This window comes from Lysobacter enzymogenes, assembly GCF_017168095.1.
In the GTDB taxonomy this organism is placed as follows: Bacteria; Pseudomonadota; Gammaproteobacteria; order Xanthomonadales; family Xanthomonadaceae; genus Lysobacter; species Lysobacter enzymogenes_D.
In genome coordinates this window covers 1-18,582 of the sequence record NZ_LXSD01000325.1, presented here as the reverse complement: position 1 = coordinate 18,582, position 18,582 = coordinate 1, and the positions used below count along the sequence as shown (strand labels likewise).

Annotated in this window: 13 protein-coding genes; 6 read left to right on the top strand and 7 right to left on the bottom strand. The window is 70.2% G+C overall.

Annotation, left to right across the window (positions count from 1 at the left end):
• Nucleotides 1-791 (bottom strand): c-type cytochrome (locus A7A76_RS11555; RefSeq protein ID WP_206411320.1); only part of this gene is annotated, 791 nt, incomplete at its 3' end.
• Between the two features lie 244 nt (nt 792-1,035).
• Here A7A76_RS11555 and yihA point away from each other — a divergent pair.
• Together yihA and A7A76_RS11545 are read left to right on the top strand one after the other, a co-directional pair.
• Nucleotides 1,036-1,671 (top strand): ribosome biogenesis GTP-binding protein YihA/YsxC, encoded by a 636-nt coding sequence (gene yihA / locus A7A76_RS11550; RefSeq protein WP_057949903.1) that lies wholly within the window; start codon nt 1,036-1,038, stop codon nt 1,669-1,671.
• Nucleotides 1,672-1,907: 236 nt separating this feature from the next.
• Complete coding sequence (locus A7A76_RS11545) at nt 1,908-2,732, top strand: hypothetical protein (RefSeq protein ID WP_206411319.1); 825 nt, start codon at nt 1,908-1,910, stop codon at nt 2,730-2,732.
• A gap of 110 nt (nt 2,733-2,842) precedes the next feature.
• Here the strand turns inward: A7A76_RS11545 and A7A76_RS11540 are convergent, their stop codons facing one another.
• Nucleotides 2,843-3,727 carry a DUF2007 domain-containing protein gene (locus A7A76_RS11540; protein WP_206411318.1) on the bottom strand — a complete coding sequence of 295 codons (885 nt, stop codon included), beginning with the start codon at nt 3,725-3,727 and terminating at the stop codon, nt 2,843-2,845.
• Nucleotides 3,728-3,779: 52 nt separating this feature from the next.
• Nucleotides 3,780-5,429: an alpha-amylase family glycosyl hydrolase gene (locus A7A76_RS11535; RefSeq protein ID WP_241200876.1), complete on the bottom strand. Its 1,650-nt coding sequence runs from the start codon at nt 5,427-5,429 to the stop codon at nt 3,780-3,782.
• Between the two features lie 321 nt (nt 5,430-5,750).
• Between A7A76_RS11535 and A7A76_RS11530 the strand changes: the two genes are divergently transcribed.
• From A7A76_RS11530 to A7A76_RS11520, 3 genes are all read left to right on the top strand, one after another.
• The gene (locus A7A76_RS11530; protein WP_206411316.1) at nt 5,751-8,555 is read left to right on the top strand and encodes a TonB-dependent receptor; all 2,805 of its coding nucleotides are present in this window, start codon (nt 5,751-5,753) and stop codon (nt 8,553-8,555) included.
• 137 nt (nt 8,556-8,692) lie between these two features.
• Nucleotides 8,693-10,192 (top strand): MFS transporter, encoded by a 1,500-nt coding sequence (locus A7A76_RS11525; RefSeq protein WP_206411315.1) that lies wholly within the window; start codon nt 8,693-8,695, stop codon nt 10,190-10,192.
• Nucleotides 10,189-11,880: an alpha-amylase family glycosyl hydrolase gene (locus A7A76_RS11520; RefSeq protein WP_206411314.1), complete on the top strand. Its 1,692-nt coding sequence runs from the start codon at nt 10,189-10,191 to the stop codon at nt 11,878-11,880. The genes A7A76_RS11525 and A7A76_RS11520 overlap by 4 nt, the downstream gene beginning before the upstream one ends.
• 168 nt (nt 11,881-12,048) lie before the next feature.
• Here the strand turns inward: A7A76_RS11520 and A7A76_RS11515 are convergent, their stop codons facing one another.
• The 4 genes from A7A76_RS11515 to A7A76_RS11500 form a co-directional block, all read right to left on the bottom strand.
• A complete protein-coding gene (locus A7A76_RS11515; RefSeq protein ID WP_206411313.1) occupies nt 12,049-13,077 on the bottom strand; it encodes a LacI family DNA-binding transcriptional regulator in 1,029 nt (342 codons plus the stop codon).
• 244 nt (nt 13,078-13,321) lie between these two features.
• Nucleotides 13,322-14,254, bottom strand: coding sequence for an ABC transporter permease subunit (locus A7A76_RS11510; protein ID WP_206411312.1), 933 nt, complete (start codon nt 14,252-14,254; stop codon nt 13,322-13,324).
• Complete coding sequence (locus A7A76_RS11505) at nt 14,254-14,997, bottom strand: VIT1/CCC1 transporter family protein (RefSeq protein WP_206411311.1); 744 nt, start codon at nt 14,995-14,997, stop codon at nt 14,254-14,256. The genes A7A76_RS11510 and A7A76_RS11505 overlap by 1 nt, the downstream gene beginning before the upstream one ends.
• On the bottom strand, nt 14,994-16,571 hold the full coding sequence (locus tag A7A76_RS11500) for a peptide ABC transporter substrate-binding protein (protein ID WP_206411310.1): 1,578 nt from the start codon (nt 16,569-16,571) through the stop codon (nt 14,994-14,996). Before A7A76_RS11500 ends, A7A76_RS11505 begins: the two co-directional genes overlap by 4 nt.
• 257 nt (nt 16,572-16,828) lie before the next feature.
• Here A7A76_RS11500 and A7A76_RS11495 point away from each other — a divergent pair, with 257 nt between their 5' ends.
• Complete coding sequence (locus A7A76_RS11495; protein WP_428995130.1) at nt 16,829-18,208, top strand: glutamate--cysteine ligase; 1,380 nt, start codon at nt 16,829-16,831, stop codon at nt 18,206-18,208.
• Nucleotides 18,209-18,582 lie beyond the last annotated feature (374 nt).

Sequence of the window (18,582 nt, the reverse complement as noted above, 5' to 3'; positions counted from 1 at the left end):
GCGGGCTTGGCCGCCGGCGCCGGGGCGCCGGCCGCGGCGATGTCGTCGGCGCGCTCGTGCAGGCCCTGCAGGTAGCTGGCCAGCGAACCGATCTCTTCGTCGGTGAGCTGCTTGGCCACGCCGGCCATCACGTTGAACAGGTGCGGGTCCTTCTGGGTGGTGGTACCGGCGCGGTACTCCTCCAGGCGGCGCTGCGAGTAGGCGGCCTGCTGGCCGGCCAGGTGCGGATAGGCCGGGCCGGGATTGCCGGCGCCGCCCGGGCCGTGGCAGGCCATGCACGCGGGGATGCCGCGCGCCTTGTCGCCGCGGCGGAACAGCTCTTCGCCGACCTGGTAGAACTTCTTGTCCTTGTTCGGGCCGGAGGCGACGACGGTGTCGTCGGCCACGCCGGCGCCGGACTTCTGGGTGGCGAAGTACGCGCCCAGGTCGCGCGCGTCCTGCTCGCTGAGCGCGTCGGCGAAGGGCTTCATCGCCGCGGCCATGCCGGTGTTGCGCTCGCCGCTCTTGAACAGGGCGATCTGGTGGGCGATGTAGCGCTCGCTCTGGCCGGCCAGGCGCGGGTATTGCGGGTCGGTCGGGTTGCCGTCGAGGCCGTGGCAGGCCGCGCAGGTGCCGGCCTTGGTGGCGCCGGCCTTGACGTCGCCCCACTTGCTTTGCGGCCCGGCGTTCAACGGCGCGGTCTGCACCGGTTCTTTATCCGGGATCGGCGTGACCGTGGTCTGGGCGTATGCGACGGCGGCGACCGCGAAGACGGCGAGACCGACGAGGCTCAGGACGCGGGCTTGGCTCATGTAGCTGGGCTCCGAACTGCGTGCGTAAGGCGGGCTTGCTGGAAGGCGAGGACGGGTAGGAACTCGGTCTGGCTTTGGCCGGCCGCGCACGGCGCCGGAACCTCGGAATTATCATCGCCGGCCCGGACGGGGTCAACGCGGGTTCAGGTGCCCGCGGTCGCGGAATGCCCGCCGCCGCCGCCGCGGCCGCCTGCGCGCACGCGGCGTGCACGGGGCCGGGCCGGCGCCGTGCGATCCTATGGGCATGAGCAATCCCCTCGCCCGCGCCCGTTACCTGTTGTCGGCGCACAACGTCAAACAGCTGCCGCCCGACGGCGGCTTCGAAGTGGCCTTCGCCGGCCGCTCCAACGCCGGCAAGTCCAGCGCGCTCAATGCGCTGTGCCAGCAGAACGCGCTGGCGCGCGTGTCCAAGACGCCCGGCCGCACCCAGCAACTGGTGTTCTTCGACGTCAGCCCGCTGCACCGCGGCCCCGAGCCGGCGCCGGAGCCGGACCGCTTCCTGGTCGACCTGCCCGGCTACGGCTACGCCAAGGTGCCGCAAGACCTGCAGGCGCACTGGCAGGCCTTCCTCGACCGCTATTTCCAGACCCGCCAGGCCTTGCGCGGGCTGGTGGTGGTGATGGACATCCGCCACCCGCTCAAGGACTACGACCGGCAGATGATCGCCTACGCGGTCAACCGCGGCCTGCCCGCGCACGCGCTGCTGACCAAGGCCGACAAGTTCGGCCGCGGCCAGCAGCAGCAGGCGCTGATGGCGGTGCGCAAGGACCTGCACGCGAGCTACGGCGACACCGTCAGCGTGCAGACCTTCTCGGGCGAGTCGAAGCAGGGCGTCGACGAGGCGCGCGCGGTGGTCGGCGGCTGGCTGGAGCTGGGGTAAGCCGGCCCGGTCCTGGCCCGGCTTGCCCGGCGGTGCCTGTGGGAAGGACTTCAGTCCCGATGCTTTCCGGTCCGATTGCGGAACGCTCCAAGGGTCGGCCTCGGCTGACCGGAAAGCATCGGGACTGAAGTTCCTCCCACAAAGGCCGGCCGTCGCCGTTTTTGGCCGCCCGCGGCCCGCGGTTCGCGTTACCTCCTGGGTACCCGTCACGAGCCTGACGCCAGGAGCCCTCCGCCATGGACGCGATCGCCGACCCCCGCACCATCCTCGCCGCCGGCGCCTACGGCACCGCGCTGCTGTTCTTCGCCTACGGCGGTTACGCGCTGCTCAAGGCCAACAGCGCCGAGCAGAGCAAGAACGTGCGCTGGTACCTGGGCATCGGCGCGGTGGTGGCGTTGGCGATGATCGGCTTCGATGCGTTCAAGCAGCAGCTCGGCGGCGAACGCGCGCAGCCGGACGTGTTCCTGGCGTTCTCGCCGAAGTTCTCCGCCGTGGGCCTGCCCGAGCCGGCGGTGGAATATCGCGGCCAGGCGCTCAAGCTCGGCGCGCCGATCCGGGTCAGCGACCAGAGCAGCATCAATATCTCGGTGGACGCGATCATCGAGAAGGTCAAAGGGCTGCAGCAGAACAACCAGCAACTGCGCAGCGCGCTCGGCAGCGCGGCGCTGGCGGGGCAGCCGAAAGAGCTGGGCGAGCGCATCGCCGCGGCCGACAGCGCCGGGCAGGATCCGTGCGCGAGCGGCGGCGACGCCACCTTGTGCGGCTGGAAGCAGCTGTCCAACGGCGAACTGGCCAGCGCCGAGACCACCCTGACCCAGGCGGTGAACGACGCGCCGGCCGCCGACCACGGCGCCAAGAGCGCGGCGCTGAGCGGGCTGGGCGAGATCTACGTCGGCCAGGGCCGGATCGACGAGGCCAAGGTGCTGCTGCGCAAGGCCGCGGACCTGGGCAACGAAGGCGCGAAGAAACGGCTGCAGACCTTGGCGCTACCGGTGCGCGAGATCGCGCCGGCGCCGGATGCGGCGATGCGGCCGGAGTCGCGCGAGCGGCCGCAGCGCTAGCCGCGTTCGCTTCCTGTAGGAGCGGCGCGAGCCGCGACCGCGACATCGCGCTTGCGACGCATGCGGGGTTTCGCGGTCGCGGCTCGCGCCGCTCCTACAGGGGGCTAGGCTTAGTCCGCGGTCAGCGGCTTGCTGCTGCGGACCTCGCCGCGCTCGTCGTACACCCGCGCGGTGTCCAGCGCGCCGTCGCGGTCGTGGTCGATCTCGCCGCCGCTCAGGCGCCCGCCGGTGTAGGTGTCGCGCTTGATCGCGCGGCCTTGCTTGTCCAGCCATTCCACGGTGTGCAGCACGCCGCGCAGATAGTTCTCCTGCCGCTCGGGCACGCCGTCGCCGTCGTAGTCGGCGCTGCGCGTCGCCAGCAGGCCCTTGGCCAAGGTCGAGACGGTCTCGCGCACGCCGTCGAAGTCCTGGTCTTCCTCGATCGAGGTCGCCAGGCCGTTGCCGTCGTACACCGTCACCAGGTCGACGGTGCCGTCGCTGTTGCGGTCGTTGTCGCTGCGCACCAAGCGGTCGTCTTCGTAGCTCAGGCGCGCGTCGGCGATGCCGTCGGCGTCGTAGTCCACGTTCTGCGCGCTGGCGGTGGGCCGCAGCGCGGCGCCGGTGGCCAGCGCGCCGGCGAGCGCGCCGACGACCAGGGCGAACACGATGCCGGCCATGCCGAAGCCGCCGGCGACCGGCTTGCGCGCGTTCAAGGGGCGGTAGAGGTTGGCGTCCTCGACGTGTTCGGGCGTGGCGTCGTCGCCGTAATCGCGGTCGGGTTCGTCGTCGTCGTCCGACAGCGGCACCTCGGCGGCCTGCCATTGCTCGATGATCGCGCGGGCGCGCTCGACGTCCTCGTCGGCGACTTCCACCCGCACCGAGCCGCCGACCGGCAACAGCCCGGCGCCGCCTTCCAGCGCGCCGCCGAACACGAACGAACGGATGCCTTCCCGCGCCAGCAGGCCGCGCACGAGTTGCGCGTCGGCCGAATGCGCGGCCTGGTAAACGATCTGCATGCGGGCTCCCCTTTTGGGCGAAGTATGCCCGAGGCGCCCGCCGCCGCCGCGGCTACGCGGCCGGCCGCGCGGCGTAGGCGGCGTGGCCCGGCAGCCGCAGGCGGTCGCCTTCGACCGCGCCCGACGGCAGGCCGTGGCCGTGGTCGGCGATCCAGCCGGCGCGGTCGCCCAGCTCCAGCGTCGCTTCGCCGGGGCCGAGGTTGAACGCCATCAGCACCGCGTCGGCGCCTTCGCCGCGCACGAACGCGATCACCGGCTCGGCGCTGGGCAGGAAGGCGATGGCGCCGTCGAGCAACGCGCGGTGGCGCTTGCGCCAGCCCAGGAAACCGCGGAAGCCGTTGAGCGGCGAGGCCGGGTCGTCCTGCTGCGCGGCGACGTTGAGCGCGCGGTGTTCGGCCGGAATCGGCAGCCACGGCCGGCCGCGGCTGAAACCCGCGCCCTCGCTGCCGTCCCACGGCAGCGGCGTGCGGCAGCCGTCGCGGCCCTTGAAGGTCGGCCAGAAGGTCTTGCCGTAGGGATCCTGCAACGCTTCGAACGGCACCTCAGCCTCGGGCAGGCCGAGCTCCTCGCCCTGATACACGCACACCGAGCCGCGCAGCGAACACGCCAGCGCGCTGACCAAGGTAGCGAAATGCTTCGGCGCTTCGCCGCGGCCCCAGCGCGTGACCACGCGCTGCACGTCGTGGTTGGAGATCGCCCAGCACGGCCAGCCTTCGCGCATGCTCGCCTCGACCCGCTGCACGGTGCCGCGGATGTGCTCGACGTTGTAGTCCTCGGTCAGCAGCTCGAAGCTGTAGCCCATGTGCAGGCGGCCGTTGCGGGTGTATTCGTCCATCGTCGCCAGCGAGTCCTCCGAGGAGATCTCGCCCAGCGCCACCGCGCCCGGATAGCGGTCGAGCAGCGCGCGCAGTTCGCCGAGGAAGGCCAGATTCTCGGGCTGGGTGTTGTTGTAGTGGTGGTACTGGAACGCGTAGGGATTGTCCGGGCTGAAGCCGCGGCCCACGCGCTGCGCCGGCGGCTTGGGCGGGTTGTCGCGCAACTGCGCGTCGTGGAAGCAGAAGTTGATCGCGTCCAGGCGCAGCCCGTCGACGCCGCGCTCGAGCCAGAAGCGCACGTTGTCGAGCACCGCCGCGCGCACCGCCGGATGGTGGAAGTTGAGATCGGGCTGGGCCGAGAGGAAGTTGTGCAGGTAGTACTGCTGCCGGCGCGGCTCCCAGCGCCAGGCCACGCCGCCGAACAGCGACATCCAGTTGTTCGGCGCGGTGCCGTCGGCGCGCGCGTCGGCCCACACGTACCAGTCGGCGAACTCGTTGTCGCGGCTCTCGCGGCTGCGCTTGAACCACTCGTGCTCGTTGGAGGTGTGGCTGAGCACCTGGTCGATCATCACCTTCAGGCCCAGCGCGTGCGCCTTGGCCAGCAATCGGTCGAAATCCTCCAGATTTCCGAACAGCGGATCGACCGCGCGGTAATCGGCGATGTCGTAGCCGAAGTCGGCCATCGGCGACTTGAAGAACGGCGAGATCCAGATCGCGTCGACGCCGAGGTCGGCGATGTAGCCGAGCTTGTCGACGATGCCGGGCAGGTCGCCGACGCCGTCGCCGTCGAGGTCGCGGAAGCTTCTTGGATACACCTGGTAGATCACCGCGCCGCGCCACCACGAGGGATCGCGTTGCGCGGGCTGGGAGGAAACGGCGGCGGACAAGTGCGACCCCTGTTTTTGTAGTGCGGCTGCGTACGGCGGCTCGATGGCGCGGCGCGCGGCGGCGCTGCGCTGCGGCGATGCGCGCCAGCTTACCGCCGCCGTCCGCGCCGGCCGCGGAGCTTGCATACGTATTCATGGCGCAAGCGCGGCCGGAACTGCGACATGAATGCGACTGCCTCCCATGAATACGTATGCAGAACCCGCTGCAAGGCGCTGGTCATGCCTAACATGCGCCCAGACCGCGGCCCCGATGCCGCGGCGGACGCAGCGCGCCGGCAGTGCGCGCGCGGCCACAGAACACAACGCTTCTGGAGGGGAGCCATGTCGCATTCCAAGCCGGCCGCACGCGGGCCGAAGCAACTCGACCGTCATCTGTTGACCCTGGCGCTGGCCGCGCTGGGCCTGTGCGGCTTCGCCCCGGCCTGGGCCGCCGACGCGCCCGCGCCGCAGGACGCCGCGCCCGCCGCGGCGGCGGCGCAGACCGCGCACGAACTCGATGCGGTCCAGGTCACCGGCAACCGCCGCGTGCAGTCGATCCAGAAATACGCCGGCACCATCCAGTCCTTCAGCGGCGAGGACATCGCCAAGCTCGGCATCAACACCGACTTCCGCAACCTGCAGGCGGTGGTGCCGGGGCTGCAGATCACCAAGCAGGAAGGCAAGTACGAAATCTTCCTGCGCGGCATCGGCGCGGCCGATTCGGACTTCTCCTCCGATCCGTCGGTGGCGACCTACTACAATGGCATCTACCTGCCGCGCCCGCGTTCGATCGGGCCGATGTTCTTCGACGTCGAGCGCATCGAGGTCAACAAGGGCCCGCAGGGCACGGTGCGCGGGCGCAACGCCACCGGCGGCTCGATCAACGTGATCTCCAAGCGCCCCGAGCTCGGCACGACCAGCGGCGGGCTCAAGATCGGCGCCGGCAACTACGACTACACCAACGCCGAGGGCGTGCTGAACCTGCCGATCGGCGACACCTTCGCCCTGCGTGCGGCGCTGTTCGACGAGGAGCGCTCGTCCTACATCAGCAACGGTTATCCGAAGTCGCTGTTCTCCGCCGAAGGCCCGGGCGCGCTCGACAACCAGGCCGCGCGCCTGTCGGCGCTGTGGCAACCCAACGACAAGTTCTCCGCCTACGTGATGCTGGACAAGGTCACCGAGCGCGGCACCGGCGATCCGGGCCTGTTCGCCGAACGCGGCCTGGCCGCGGGCTACGACATCAAGGACCTGGACGACCCGTTCAAGCAGTACTTCCGCACCCAGGGCAAGACCACCAACGACATCGAAGGCATCGCCGCGACCTTCACCTACGCGTTCAACGACGCGGTGTCGGTGGAGTTCAACACCTCCTACCGCAAGTACGACTTCTACAACCGCAACGCCTCGCGCGAGTGGCAGCTCGGCCCGGTGTATCCGGGCTCGGACCGCGAAGCCTATTTCAATCCCGAGCGGCTGAAGTGGTACGACACGTTCTACCAGGCCGACAAGTCGTCCTCGCGCATCAACGAGCTGCGCTTCTTCGGCGACACCGGCAAGCTGATCTGGTCGGCGGGCCTGTTCAACTACGAAGAGAAGTACGACTACGTGTCGTGGGACGTCGGCAACGGCTATTTCGGCGATTGCGACTGGTGGCGGCCGGGCACGGTCTGCGGTTACCAGGACGGCCTGGGCGGCGAGAACCGCGGCGACAATTCCAAGGTCGAGTCCAATGCGGTCTACGGCGATTTCAGCTTCGCCGCGACCGATTCGCTGCGCCTGATCGGCGGCATCCGCTACACCCGCGACAAGAAGATCGCGCGCGAATCCAACGTCAAATACCAGTTCATCATCCCGGAGGAACTGTTCCAGCAGTTCACCGGCCAGCCGATCAACACCGCGACCAATCCCTACACCACCGGCCTGATCCTCGGCTCGCCGGGCTTCCAGCTGGCCGGCCCGGGCCGTCGCCGCGGCGGCGATCCGAGCATCTGCACCGGCTGGTCGCCGGCCGAACTCCAATGCGGACCGGGCGGCAACACGCTCGACTACTTCCTCGGCGGCTTCCAGAACTTCGGCGTCAACGACAACTGGGCGCAGTTCCTGCAGAAGAATCGCGACCAGATCCAGGTGATCGCGCGCTCGGACTTCCCGGGCGGCCGCAGCGAGGACGTGTACAAGGACAACTACGTCGACTGGCGCGTGGGCTTCGAATACGACCTCGACGCGAAGGTGATGCTGTACGGCACGGTCTCTACCGGCACCCGCGCCGGCGGCATCAACCGCCCGCTGACCCTCAACGACGGCAGCGCGCTGGCGCCGAGCTTCGCGCCGGAAGAGCTGACCGCCTACGAGGCCGGCATCAAGGGCGATTACGTCTGGGGCGAGACCCCGGTGCGGCTGAACGCGTCGGTGTTCTACTACGACTACAAGGACAAGGTGCTGCAGAACCTGATCGACGTGCCGGCGCCGACGCCGACCAATCCCAACGCGACCAGCCGCCAGGTGTTCAACGACAACGCGGCGAACGCGAGCGTGCTGGGCCTGGAGCTGGAGGGCAAGGTCGGCCTGCCGCACGGCTTCGACATCGGCTACAACTTCACCTACCTCGACGCCACCTTCGACGACTCCAAGGTGCTCGACACCCGCTCCGGCGGCCTCGGCCTGATCGTGCCGCTGGACGGCAACCGCCTGCCGAACACGTCCAAGTACAACGCCAACGTCAGCCTGTCGCAGACCATCGACATCGGCCGCGGCGCGCTGAACTCGTTCGACTGGACGATCAATCTGACCTACCGCTCCGATTACTACCTGACCGCGTTCAACAGCCGCGGCTTCGGCCTGGACGCGAACGGCAAGGTCATCGAGATCCCGCTCAAGGACATGCCGTTCAACAACGGCTCCAACCCGGCCGCCGGCGGCGGCCCGGCCAACGGGCTGGCGATGCGCGACGACGTGGACGGCTTCTTCACCGTCAACGTGTCGGCCGGCCTGAACTTCGGCAGCGAGAACCAGTTCCGCGTCGACGGCTTCGTCTCCAACCTCACCGACGAGGTGTATTCGGGCAAGGGCTTCGTCAACAACTCGACCAACATCCGTTACTTGAATACGCCGCGGATGTACGGGATCCGTTTCGCTTCGCAGTTCTGATCGCCGTGCGGCCCCGTCTTCTCGCGCAGGAGCGGGGCCGCAGCCGTTATCGCCCCTGAGGCCGCGCGGCGGCGGGCGCGCCGCTTCGCGGCCCGCGCGCCGATCCGCCGCGCGCGCTTCGTGCCAGACTTCCCGCCATGACCGATCGCCCCGACGCCACGCCCCGCAAGCCGACGCTGACGTTCTGGCAGATCTGGAACATGTGCTTCGGCTTCCTCGGCATCCAGTTCGGCTTCGCCCTGCAGAACGCCAACGTCAGCCGGATCTTCCAGACCCTGGGCGCGCCGATCGACGACATCCCGATGCTGTGGATCGCCGCGCCGCTGACCGGGCTGATCGTGCAGCCGATCGTCGGGTATCTGTCCGACCGCACGTGGACGGGGCTGGGCCGGCGGCGGCCTTATTTCCTGGTCGGCGCGATCCTGGCCACGCTGGCGCTGATCGCGATGCCGAACTCGCCGACGCTGTGGATCGCCGCCGGCCTGCTGTGGATGCTCGACGCCTCGATCAACGTATCGATGGAGCCGTTCCGCGCCTTCGTCGGCGACCAGCTGCCGCAGCAGCAGCGGCCCGCCGGTTACGCGATGCAGAGCTTCTTCATCGGCGTGGGCTCGGTGGTGGCGAGCCTGCTGCCGTACCTGCTGGCGCACTTCGGCGTCGGCAACACCGCCGCCGCCGGCGAAGTGCCCGACACGGTGCGCTACTCGTTCTATTTCGGCGGCGCGGTGCTGCTGTTGTCGGTCGGCTGGACCGTGCTGCGCACCCGCGAATACCCGCCGCAGCAATTGCAGGCTTACGACGAGGCGCCGCCGATCGCGCCGTCGCCCGAGCGCGACCGGGTGCGCTGCCTGCTGCTCGGCGCCTCGTGGATGGTGATCGGCGGCATCCTCGCGACCGCGATCTCGATGCTCCGGCTCGACCGCCAGCTGTACGTGCTGGCCGCGTTGATCGCCGCGTTCGGCGTCGCGCTGCTGGCGCGCGGCACCGTCCGCGACGGCGGCGGCTTCGCCACGGTGATGGACGACCTCGGCGCGATGCCGGCGGCGATGACGCGGCTGGCCGTGGTCCAGTTCTTCTCCTGGTTCGCCCTGTTCTCGATGTGGATCTACACCACCCCGGCGGTCACCCAGCTGCATTACCACACCAGCGATGTCGCCTCGGCCGCCTACAACGAAGGCGCCAACTGGGTCGGCGTGCTGTTCGCCGCCTACAACGGCTTCGCCGCGCTGGCGGCGATCGCGATCGCGCCGATGGCGCGGCGCTGGGGGCTGCGCCGCAGCCACGTGTTCAACCTCGCGCTGGGCGGCGCCGGCCTGTTGTCGGTGGCGCTGATCCGCGATCCGCAGATGCTGCTGCTGTCGATGGTCGGCGTCGGCTTCGCCTGGGCCTCGATCCTGTCGCTGCCGTACGCGATGCTGTCCGACTCGGTGCCGGCGGCGAAGATGGGCGTGTTCATGGGCATCTTCAATTTCTTCATCGTGATTCCGCAGCTGGTCGCGGCGAGCCTGCTCGGCTTTTTGGTCAAGCACTTGTTCGGCGGCCATCCGGCGGCGGCGCTGGCCATCGGCGGCATCAGCCTGTTCGTCGCCGGCGCCTGCACGCTGTGGGTGCGCGAGCCCGCGCAGGTGCGCGCATGAGGGCGCTGGCGCTGGCCGCGTTGAGCCTGGCCCTGGCCGCGTGCGCTCACGGCGGCGCCGCGCGCGAGGCGGCGGCGCGGCGCGACTACTACGGCACATTGGAGCCGATGGCGAGCGAGGCGGTGTACTTCGTCGTCACCGACCGCTTCGTCAACGGCGACCCCGGCAACGACCAGCGCGCGCAGGGCGGGCCGGATCCGGACACGCGCAGCTTCGACCGCCCGGTGCCGGGCGGGCCGCCCGGCGAGAGCGACAACATCGGCTACCTGGGCGGCGACTTCAAGGGCCTGCTCGACAACGCCGACTACATTCGCGACATGGGCTTCGGCGCGGTGTGGCTGACGCCGATCGTCGACAACCCCGACCAGGCCTTCACCGGCGGCGATGCGGTGACCTGGAGCGGCGCGTTCCAGGACCGCGGCAAGACCGGCTACCACGGCTATTGGGGCGTGGACTTCTACCGCCTCGACGAGCACCTGCCGAGCCCGGGCCTGGATTTCGCCGGCCTGACCCGCGGGCTGAAACAGCATGGGCTCAAGACCGTGCTCGACATCGTCGCCAACCACGGCTCGCCCTCGTTCACGATGCGCAAGCCGCAGCCGAAGTACGGGCAAATCTATCGCGACGGGGTGCTGGTGGCCGATCACCAGAACCTGCCGCCGGAACGGCTCGATCCGGCGCACAACCCGCTGCACCGCTTCTTCCACACCGAGCGCGACCTGGTCCAGCTGTCGAACATCGACGACACCAATCCCGCGGTGATGGACTATTTCGTCGGCGCCTACTCGCAGTGGATCGACCAGGGCGCCGACGCGTTCCGCATCGACACCATCCGCCACATGCCCCTGGCGTTCTGGCGCGGGTTCGCCGAGCGCATCCGCGCCAAGCGCCCGGGGTTCTTCATGTTCGGCGAGGCCTTCGACTACAGGGCGGAGAACATCGCGCCGTTCACCTGGGCCGAAAACGGCGGCGTCAGCGTGCTCGATTTTCCGCTCAAGGAGCGATTGGCCGAAGTGTTCGGGCGCGCCCGCGCCGATTATGCGCGGCTGGACGAGCGCCTGTATCTGCAGGACGGCCCGTACGCCAATCCGTACGAGCTGATGACCTTCTACGACAACCACGACATGCCGCGGCTCGACGCCAGCGACGAAGGCTTCATCGACGCGCACAACTGGCTGTTCACCGCGCGCGGGATTCCGGTGATCTATTACGGCTCCGAAGTCGGCTTCGAGCGCGGGCGCGCCGAGCACGCGGGCAACCGCAACTACTTCGGCCAGCCGCGCGTGGATGCCGCGCGTTCGCATCCGATCCGCGCCGCGCTCAAGCGCATCGCCGACGTGCGCCGGCAGTCGCCGGCCTTGCAGCGCGGCCTGCAGCTGAACCTGTCGCTGCAAGGCGAGCGCGCCGCGTTCTATCGCGTCTACGAACACGGCGACAGCGCGCAGATCGCGCTGGTGCTGCTCAACAAGGGCGATGCGCCGGCGCAGTTCGCGGTGACCGAGTACCTGCAAGCCGGACGCTGGCGCGCCGCGCTGGGCGGCGGCGAGGTCGCGGTGGACGAGGGCGGGACATTGCGCGCATCGGTGCCGGCGCACGGCGTCGAGGTGTACCTGCTCGACGCGCCGGTGCGGCGCACCGACCTCGCGGCCGCGCTGGACCAGGCGATGACCCACGCACGCAAGCGCTGACCGGTCGCCCCCTGTAGGAGCGGCGCAAGCCGCGACCGCGCCAACGCAACGACGACGAAACGTCGGTCGCCGGTTCGGCTACATGACGACGGTTGCGCGATGCAACGACGATTCTATTGTCGCGGTCGCGGCTTGCGCCGCTCCTACAAGGGGCTATCGAGGCTGCGCTCAGCCGCCGCAGGATTTGCGTACCACCAGCGTCGTCGGCAGTCGCTGGCTCTGCGCCGGCTCGCCGCGGATCAATCGCATCAACGCCTCCACCAGCAGCTCGCCGGCCTGCTTGGTGTCCTGAAACACCGTGGTCAGCGGCGGATGGGCGAAGCGCGCGGTCGGCAGGTCGTCGAAGCCGATCACCGACACGTCCTCGGGCACGCGCAGGCCGCGTTCGGTCAGCGCGCGCATCGCGCCGATCGCGATCAGGTCGCTGGCGGCGAACACGGCGTCGAACGGCAGCCCGCGCGCCAGCAGCTCCAGCGCGGCGGCGTGGCCGGCGTCTTCGGAGCTTTCCGCATCGACCTGCAGCGCGCGGTCCAAGGCGAGCCCGGCTTCGTGCAAGGCTTGCTCGCAGCCGAGGAAGCGGTCGAGGAATTCGGGGTAGTGGCTGGATGCGTCGCCGAGAAACGCCACCCGCCGGCGCCCGAGCGCGACCAGGTGCGCGCCGGCCTGGCGTCCGCCGCCGAGGTTCTCGCAACCGATCGACAGCCCCGGCTGATCCGGCAGCACCGCGCCCCAGCGCACGAAGCGGGTGCCCTGTTCGACCAGCCGCTGCAGCTTGCCCTGGTAGGCCAGGTAGTCGCCGTAGCCGAGCAGGATCAGGCCGTCGGCCTTCATGCTGTCCTCGTAGTCGGCGGCCCAATCGTCGGAGAGTTGCTGGAACGAGATCAGCAGGTCCTGACCGTGGCGCGCGCAGGCGCGGGTGATCGAGCCGAGCATGGACAGGAAGAACGGGTTGATGTGCGACTCGTCCGGGGTCGGGTCCTCGAACAGCAGCAGCGCCAGCGTGCCCGAGCGCTGCCGGCGCAGGCTGGAGGCGTGGCGGTCGACCTTGTAGTTGAGCTCGCGCACCACCGCCTCGACCCGCTTGCGCGTCTCGGCGTTGACCAGCGGGCTGCCGCTGAGCACGCGCGAGACCGTGGCCTGGGAGACGCCGGCGAGGTGGGCGATGTCGACCGAGGTGGCTTTGGTCTTCTTGCGCATGGGCCGCAGTGTAGCGGGGTCGGGGCGGGCGGCGCCCGGGCCGGAAGGCCTGGCGCTGCGGCTGCGTCCACGTCGGCGTCCCGACCAGACCCAGCGACACTCACCTGCCGTCATTCCCGCGAAGGCGGGAATCCAGAGACTTCAGCCGGCTCTGTCCCGCAAGTCGGAACGGCGGGCCTGCGGGCGGAATGTACAGCGCTCCGGATTCCCGCCTTCGCGGGAATGACGGCAGGCGGGGCGGCGCTCAGTCTTGTTCCAACCGCGGATCCATCCACCCGCGCAACGCATCCACCATCACGTTGATCGCCACGATCAGCGCGCCGATCGCCAGCACCACGCCCAGCACCAGGGTGTAGTCGCGGTTCAACGCGCCCTGCACGAAGTAGCGGCCCATGCCGGGAATGCCGAACACCTGCTCGACCACCGCCGAGCCGGTGACCACGTTGATCAGCGCCGGCGACAGCCACGCCGCCACCGGCAGCATCGCCGGCTTGAGCGCGTGGGCGAACAGCAGCCGGGTTTCCGACAGGCCGCGGGCGCGCGCGGCGCGCAGGTAGTCGGCCGACAGCGTGTCCAGCAGCGAGGCGCGGGTCAGCCGCGCGCAGTAGGCGATGTTGGGCAGGGCCAGCGCGATCACCGGCAGCACCACGTTGTCCCACTCGCCCCAGCCGCCGGCCGGCAGCCAGTGCAGGGTCACCGCGAACAGCAGCACCAGCAGCGGCGCGACCACGAACTTCGGGATCGCCAGGCCGAGCCCGGCCAGGAACATCAGCGCGCGGTCGCTCCAGCCGCCGGCGCGCAGCGCCGCCCACGCGCCCAGCGCCACGCCGCACAGCAGCGCCAGCAGCAGCGCCAGCCCGCCGTTGAGCGCGGACACCGGCAGCGCGTTGGCGATCAGCTGGTTGACGGTGTAGTCGGGGTATTGGAACGAGGGGCCCAGATCGCCGCGCAATGCATCGCCGAGCCAGCCCAGGTATTGCATCGGCAGCGGCTGGTCGAGCCGGTACTGCGCATCGAGCACCGCCTGCACTTCCGGCGGCGCGGCTTTCTCGGTATCGAACGGGCCGCCGGGCGCGGCGCGCAGCAGGACGAAGCACAGCGTGCCGAGCAGCCACAGGGTGATCGCCGCTTCCAGCAGGCGGCCGCCCAGGCGCAGAAGGCGCGGGTGCGGCCGCATCAGACCTGCACGCCGAACAGATGCCCGACCGCGGTCGCCGCGGCCATCGCCAGCGCGCCCCAGAACATCACCCGCAGCGCGCCGCGCAGCAGCGGCGCGCCGCCGGCCCAGGCCGCGAGCGCGCCGGACGCCGACAGCGCCGCCAGCGTGGTCGCGATCGCCGCCAACTGCACCTGCGCGTGCGGCGCCAGCACCACCGCGGCGATCGGCAGCGCCGCGCCGCTGACGAAGGCGCCGGCCGAGGCCAGCGCCGCCTGCACCGGGCGCGCGCGCAAGGTGTCGGTGATGCCGAGCTCGTCGCGCGCGTGGCTGGCGAGCGCGTCGTGTTCGCTGAGCTGGCGCGCGACTTCGCGCGCCAGTTCCGGGGTCAGCCCGCGTTGCACGTAGATGTGCGCCAGCTCTTCGAGCTCGGCGTGCGGGTTCTCGGCCAGCTCGCGTTTTTCAACGGCGATGTCGGCGCGTTCGGTGTCGGCCTGCGAGCGCACCGACACGTATTCGCCGGCGGCCATCGACATCGCCCCGGCCACGGTGCCGGCGATGCCCGAGGTCAGGATCGCGCCGGCGTCGGCGCCGCTGGCGGCGACGCCGACCACGAGCCCGGCGACCGAGACGATGCCGTCGTTGGCGCCGAGCACCGCCGCGCGCAGCCAGCCCACGCGTTCGGAGCGGTGCGCTTCGGGATGGCGGCTGCGCGCATGCGCGCGCGGCCGGGCGGGAGGCGGTGGCGAGGCTTGCGTTCTCATGGCGTCAGGCTCAGCCAGCGGCTGGCGTGGCGGTCCAGCGCGTTGGGCTCGAACCCGCGCACGCGCCGCGACACCAGGTGCTTGGAGGTATAGAAGTACAGCGGGATCGCCGCGTTGTCGTTGAGCAGGCGCTGCTCGGCCGCGCGCAGCCAGGCGTTGCGCGCGGCCTGGGTGGCCGCGGCGTCGGCGCGGGCCAGGCGCTGGCGATAACCGGCGTCGTCGTAACCCATCCAGTTCAACGGGCCGTCGTTGGCGAACGCGGCGAGGAAGTTGCGCGCATCGGGCAGGTCGCCGATCCAGCCGCCGCGGAAGGCCTGGGTGATCGCGCGCTGCTTGCGGTTCTGCACGAACACCTTCCATTCCTCGTTGCGCAGGCGCACCTGCACGCCGAGGGTCTGCTTCCACATCGCCGCCACCGCCAGCGCCAACCGGCGGTGCGGGGTGGAGGTGTTGTAGCGCAGCTCCAGCACCAACGGATTGTCGAGCGAGTAACCCGCATGCCGATACAGGGCGCGCGCATGCGCTTCGCGCTTCGCCTGCGGCCACGACGCCCACGGCATCGCCGCCGGCGCATAACCGGCGATGCCCGGCGGCACGATGCCGTAGGCCGGGGTTTCGCCCAGGCCGGTGACGTAGCGGGTGAGCTTGTCGCGGTCGATCGCCATCGTCAGCGCGCGGCGCAAGGCCAGCGCCTGCTCGCGGCAGCGCGCGCTGGCGCAGGCCGGGCGGAACGGCGGCTGGGTGGTGTTGAGGCCGAACCAGAACGCGCCCAGGTACGGCGACAGCCGCAACTGTTCGCCGAAGCGCGCGCGCAGCGCGGCCAGCGGCTGCGGCGGCACCACCTCGGTGAGGTGCAGGTCGCCGGCGGCGAAGCGCTGCAGTTCGGCGGCGGCGTCCTCGGTGACGTGGAAGCGCACCCGCGTCAGCGCCACGCGCGCGGCGTCGTGGAAGTTCGGGTTCTTCTCCACCACCAGGTTCGCCTGCGGCGTCCACGCAGCCAGGCGGTAGGCGCCGTTCGACACCAGCCGTCCGGGCTGGGTGTGCTGCGCGCCGTATTTCTCAACCGCCGGCAGGTACACCGGGAACGCGATCGGCAAGGTCAGCAGCGCCGGCAGCGAGGCGCTGCGGGTCAGCCGGAACACGACCGTGCGCGGGTCCGGCGCGCTCACGCCCAGACGCTCGGGCGGCAGATCGCCGGCCTGCACCGCCTGGGCGCCGTAGAGCGCGTCGAACAATTCGCCGAACGGCGCGGCGGTGGCCGGGGCGAAGGCGCGGCGGAAGCTGGCCACCACCTGCGTCGCGTCGAGCGCTTCGCCGTTGCTCCAGCGCAGGCCGGGGCGCAGCGCGAAGGTCCAGGTGCGGCCGTCGGCCGACACCGTCCAGCGTTCGGCCAGGCCCGGCACCAGCCGGCCGTGCGCATCCTCGGTCACCAGGCCTTCGTACAGATCGCGCAGCACGTTGCCGCAGGCGACCTCCTGGCAGCGGTGCGCGTCCAGCGTGCTCGGCTCGGGCCCGTTGCCGCGTTCGAGCTGCGCGGCGGTCGCGTGCGCCGGCTGGGCAGGCACGGCCGGCATCGCCAGCGCCAGTAGCAGGGCCGAACCATAGCGTTGCAGGACGGACGTTGTGCGCGGCAAGACGGGCTCTACACTGCCTGGGGTCTTGCGATTGTAGGCGAGCCGCCGCATATCCAGACTCAGAAATGCTGCAAGGTAGGACCGTGCCGCCGCGCCGGCTTCCCCTCCGGGGAGGCCGGCCGCGCGCGCTGGCCGCGCTCCGCGCGACGGCGCGAGCGGTCCCGACGACGACCCAAGGTTTACGAAGCGAGGTGGATGTGTCCGGTCCCAGCCAGGTGAAGGATCTCGAGATTCCCGACGTCAAGGGCGGCGGCCGCGCCGTGCTGATCGACTACCTGGCTTCGGGCGCGCGCCCGGAATCGGACTGGAAGATCGGCACCGAGCACGAGAAGTTCGGCTTCCGCACCGACGACCTGCGCCCGCCGACCTTCGACGGCGAGCGCGGCATCGAGGCCTTGCTCAAGGGCCTGGTCCAGTTCGGCTGGGCGCCGGTGGAAGAGAACGGCCGGGTGATCGCGCTGACCCGCGACCAGGCCTCGGTCTCGCTGGAGCCGGCCGGCCAGCTGGAACTGTCCGGCGCGCCGCTGGCGACGCTGCACGACACCTGCGTGGAAGCGGCCACCCACCTGCGCGAAGTGCGCACCGTGGCCGAGCCGATGGGCCTGGGCTTCCTCGGCATGGGCTTCCAGCCCAAGTGGCGGCGCGAGGACATGCCGTGGATGCCCAAGGGCCGCTACAAGATCATGCGCGAGTACATGCCCAAGGTCGGCCAGCTCGGCCTGGACATGATGACCCGCACCAGCACCGTGCAGGTCAACCTCGACGTGCGCGACGAGGCGGACATGGTCAAGAAGTTCCGCGTGTCGCTGGCGCTGCAGCCGGTCGCGACCGCGCTGTTCGCCGATTCGCCGTTCCTGGAAGGCCGCCCCAACGGCTATCTGTCGTACCGCTCGCACATCTGGACCGACACCGATCCCGACCGCACCGGCCTGCTCGACTTCGTGTTCGAAGACGGCTTCGGCTACGAGCGCTACGTCGATTACCTGCTCGACGTGCCGATGTACTTCGTCTACCGCGACGGCCGCTACATCGACGCCAGCGGCCAGTCGTTCCGCGACTACCTGGACGCCAAGCTGCCGGCGTATCCCGACCAGCGCCCGACCTTGAAGGACTGGGCCGACCACACCACCACCGCGTTCCCGGAAGTGCGCTTGAAGAAGTATCTGGAAATGCGCGGCGCCGATTCGGGCCCGTGGAACCGGATCTGCGCGCTGTCGGCGTTCTGGGTCGGTCTGTTGTACGACGCCGAGGCGTTGGATGCGGCCTGGGATCTGGTGCTCGACTTCACGCCCGAAGAGCGCCATGCGCTGCGCGACGGCGTACCGCGGCACGGGTTCCAGCTGCCGTTCCGCGACGGCAAGGTGCTGGACCTGGCGCGGCGCGCGCTGGAGATTTCCGCGCACGGCTTGAAGCGGCGCGGGCGTTTGAACGGCAATGGTGCGGATGAGTCGATCTATCTCGAACCGCTGATGGAGTTCGTGGCGATGGGCAAGAGTCCGGCGGAGCGCAAGCTCGAGCTGTTCCATGGCGAGTGGGGCGGGAATGTGGATCGGGTGTTCCGCGAGTTCGCGTATTGAGGGGTGCTGTGTTGTGCGGCTGTGATGGGGCGTTCGTCCTGGCCGGCGGTCGCGTCTCGCGCCGCTCCTGCAGCATCGCCGTCCAGTTTCGTATTTCCCTGTAGGAGCGACGCAAGTCGCGACCAACCGCAGCGACGCGGCACCGCCGTGACCTCCCGAAGCCCGCAGCCCCCACGCCGTCATTCCGGCGAAAGCCGGAACCCAACCGAAGCAACGCAGCCCCGCCGCCACACCCCCGAAGCCCCGCAACCCCCAGACCGTCATTCCGGCGAAAGCCGGAGCCCAACCGAAGCGACGCAGCCCCGCCGCCACACCCCGAAGCCCCGCAACCCCCAGACCGTCATTCCGGCGAAAGCCGGAACCCAACCGCAGCG

Excerpts from the sequence above, each read along its gene's own strand:
- yihA (WP_057949903.1), top strand. The coding sequence starts at position 1,036 with ATGAGCAATCCCCTCGCCCGCGCCCGTTACCTGTTGTCGGCGCACAAC.
- A7A76_RS11545 (WP_206411319.1), top strand. The coding sequence starts at position 1,908 with ATGGACGCGATCGCCGACCCCCGCACCATCCTCGCCGCCGGCGCCTAC.
- A7A76_RS11520 (WP_206411314.1), top strand. The coding sequence starts at position 10,189 with ATGAGGGCGCTGGCGCTGGCCGCGTTGAGCCTGGCCCTGGCCGCGTGC.
- A7A76_RS11530 (WP_206411316.1), top strand. The coding sequence starts at position 5,751 with ATGTCGCATTCCAAGCCGGCCGCACGCGGGCCGAAGCAACTCGACCGT.
- A7A76_RS11525 (WP_206411315.1), top strand. The coding sequence starts at position 8,693 with ATGACCGATCGCCCCGACGCCACGCCCCGCAAGCCGACGCTGACGTTC.
- A7A76_RS11510 (WP_206411312.1), bottom strand. The coding sequence starts at position 14,254 with ATGCGGCCGCACCCGCGCCTTCTGCGCCTGGGCGGCCGCCTGCTGGAA.
- A7A76_RS11500 (WP_206411310.1), bottom strand. The coding sequence starts at position 16,571 with ATGCCGGCCGTGCCTGCCCAGCCGGCGCACGCGACCGCCGCGCAGCTC.
- A7A76_RS11540 (WP_206411318.1), bottom strand. The coding sequence starts at position 3,727 with ATGCAGATCGTTTACCAGGCCGCGCATTCGGCCGACGCGCAACTCGTG.
- A7A76_RS11505 (WP_206411311.1), bottom strand. The coding sequence starts at position 14,997 with ATGAGAACGCAAGCCTCGCCACCGCCTCCCGCCCGGCCGCGCGCGCAT.
- A7A76_RS11515 (WP_206411313.1), bottom strand. The coding sequence starts at position 13,077 with ATGCGCAAGAAGACCAAAGCCACCTCGGTCGACATCGCCCACCTCGCC.